We start from the raw sequence: 2,545 nt of genomic DNA, 5'->3' as shown, positions 1-2,545 counted from the left end.
CGCCGAGGGCACCGGCACCAACGCCCACTCCCCGCCCGGCCGCCCGGCCAGCGCGGCCAGGGCCGCCCGCCCCAGCGCCCCGCCGAGCGGGCGGGCCAGGGGCAGCATCCCGCGCTCCTTGTGCGCGAGCAGCATCCCGCGCACCGCGTCCGCGTAGGGGGCCGCCGCCCAGACCCCGGGCAGGCCCGCCGGCGTCGGCACCGGATACACCCGGCGCACCCGACCGGCGCGCAGCTCGTCCGCGCAACGCTCACACACACCCGTGCGCCCCCGGCCGCAGCCGGCGCACTCGGTGGGCAGCACCAGGGAACAGATCTCCCGCCACCATCCGCGCATGGCCCCACCGTGGCCCATCACCCGTGCGGCGCACCCGAGTTCCGGCGGCGTTCCCCCGAACGGGGCCCCGGCGTCAACCCGGACGTCACCCCCGGACGACGGCGCGGAGGTCGGCACGGCGACGGCAGGCGACGGCAGGCGACGGCAGGCGACGGCACAGGGAACGGCCCCCGCCGCGCCGTCAGCCCCGCCCAGCCCGCGTTCCGCCCAGCCCGCGTTCCGCTCAGCCCGGGTAGAGCGGCGTCGATCCCACCTCGGCGACCAGCTTCCACTGGCCGTCCTCGCCGAGCCGCGCGATGCGGTTCCCAGTCTCGGCCAGCATCGGCCGGCCCTCCTCCTCGGTCACCGCGACCGCACGGACGTCGTTGAGCCCCGGCACGCTGGGCGCGCCGCCGGTGGAGCCGTCCGTCTCCACGTAGCTGATCTGCTCGACCCCGTCCACCGGCCGGCCGACCACCACCAGTCCGCTGTCGCCCGCCCAGGACACCGCCACGGTGTCCGCCAACTGCGGCGTCACCGGCCGGGGTTCGGTGACCGAGACGTCGGTGCCCTCCTCGGTCTCGGTCCGCTCCACGCGGCCCAGCAGCAGCGAGGTGCGTTCCTCGTTCCCCACGAGCATCGCGATCCGCACCCCGTCGGGCGCGACCCGCAGCGCCTCGATCCGCTGCCCCTCGCGCAGGCCCTCCACCGGCACCTCCCTGGGCGTGCCCCCGCCGCCGCTCAGCCGCAGCAGCCGGGGCGCGTCCGCGTCCCGGTCGGCCAGCCACAGGTCGCCGAGGCCGTCCCAACTGGGCGCGGAGAGACCGCCGTTCTCGTCGGTCGGGTCGGCCAGCGGCATCGCCTCCGGCTCGGCGTCGCGGTCCGACAGCGGCGCGACATAGAGCGTCGAGCCGTCCACGCTGACCCCGGCGGCCAGCTCGCCGTCGCGGCTGACCGCCGCGCTGCGCAGCTCCGCGCCGCGCTGCCCGAGCGGGCCGCTGACCGGGAACGGCTTCTCGTCGTGGCCGTCGGAGAGCGAGACCAGCCGGTGCTCCTCGTCCAGGTAGTAGCCCTGCTCGGCGTCGCCGTCCAGCAGCCCGGGCGCCAGGTCACGCGCCTCGGTCGCCGTCTCCTCGCACAGCCGGTCGCCCGAGGCGGTCCGCAGCCTGACCTCGGTGATCTCGACCGAGGCCACGTCCTGCGCGGTGTGCAACAGCTGCGCCGCCATCCGCTCGCACCGGGACTCCGGCCAGCCGCCCGGCACCCCCGCCAGCCGCACGCTGAGCCGGCCCTCCCCGTCGATGTTGACGCCGTCGCCGGTCAGCCGCACATCGCTGGGGAACGCCGAGGTCACGACCGGGCTCAGCCACTCGCTCGGCCCGGCCAGCAGGGTCCGCACGCTCTCCGAGACGGGCTCGACCCGCCGCCGCACATAGATCGGGTCCGGCACCAGCACCCCGTCGCCCCCGTCGACGCGGTCGGACTCGGGCCGCAGGTCCGCGTAGTAGTAGGTGTTGACCGCGTGGTAGATCCGCCGGAAGTCGGCCTCGCCCATCACCAGCCCGTCCGGCAGCATGTCGATCCGCCACTGCCCCTCGATCCTCCGCAGCTGGAGCACCGTGCGGAACTCGCCCTCACGGGGGCTGTAGACATGCGCCTCGTCGACGTTGGCCAGCCGGGTGCCCGAGATCTCGACCTGGCTGGTGCCCTCCTCGGTCCCGGCGTCCGTCTCGGCGTCCAGCAGTCGGTTGCTGACGCCCGTCGTCAGCACCGTGGTGCTGTGGAACGGGTCCCACAACTCCCGCCGCTCGGGCGTCAGATACTCCTTGGCCGTCTCGTACTCGGCGTCGTCGCTGGTGACGGCCTCAAGGAAGCCCTGGACGATCTCCTCGGGCGCGGCGTCCTCCTGCGGGCTGACCCCGTCGACCCGCACCTGGGAGTCGCCCTCGGCCCGCTGCGAGGAGTCCACCCGCTGCACCGAGCCGCCGCTCGGCATCGAAGCGCAGCCGGACAGCAGCAGCGCCAGCGCCACCACCGCGACCGGCCAACACCGCCGCGCCTCACCGCTCATGGCCGCCCTCCCCGCCGGTGACCGCGCCACTCGCCGCCGACGGCCCCCCCGAAGGAGCGCCCGAGGGCCCGCTCGCCGGCCCATCCGCCGGGCTCTCGCCGTCGCCCGGCGCCGCCGAGACCGCACCCGGCGCCGCCGAGACCGCGCGGGCCGCCGCCA

1 protein-coding gene and 1 pseudogene are annotated in these 2,545 nt (G+C 76.1%); both read right to left on the bottom strand.

Features of this window, described 5'->3' with window-relative positions; genetic code table 11:
* A pseudogene (locus EBN88_RS29545) lies at nt 1–336 on the bottom strand (ComF family protein); the annotation flags it as partial.
* A gap of 223 nt (nt 337–559) precedes the next feature.
* The gene (locus EBN88_RS29540) at nt 560–2,386 is read right to left on the bottom strand and encodes an LpqB family beta-propeller domain-containing protein (RefSeq protein WP_122400050.1); all 1,827 of its coding nucleotides are present in this window, start codon (nt 2,384–2,386) and stop codon (nt 560–562) included.
* Nucleotides 2,387–2,545 lie beyond the last annotated feature (159 nt).

The organism is Streptomyces triticirhizae (assembly GCF_003696235.1).
Lineage (GTDB): Bacteria > Actinomycetota > Actinomycetes > Streptomycetales > Streptomycetaceae > Streptomyces > Streptomyces triticirhizae.
This window is presented reverse-complemented; position numbering and strand designations above follow the sequence as displayed.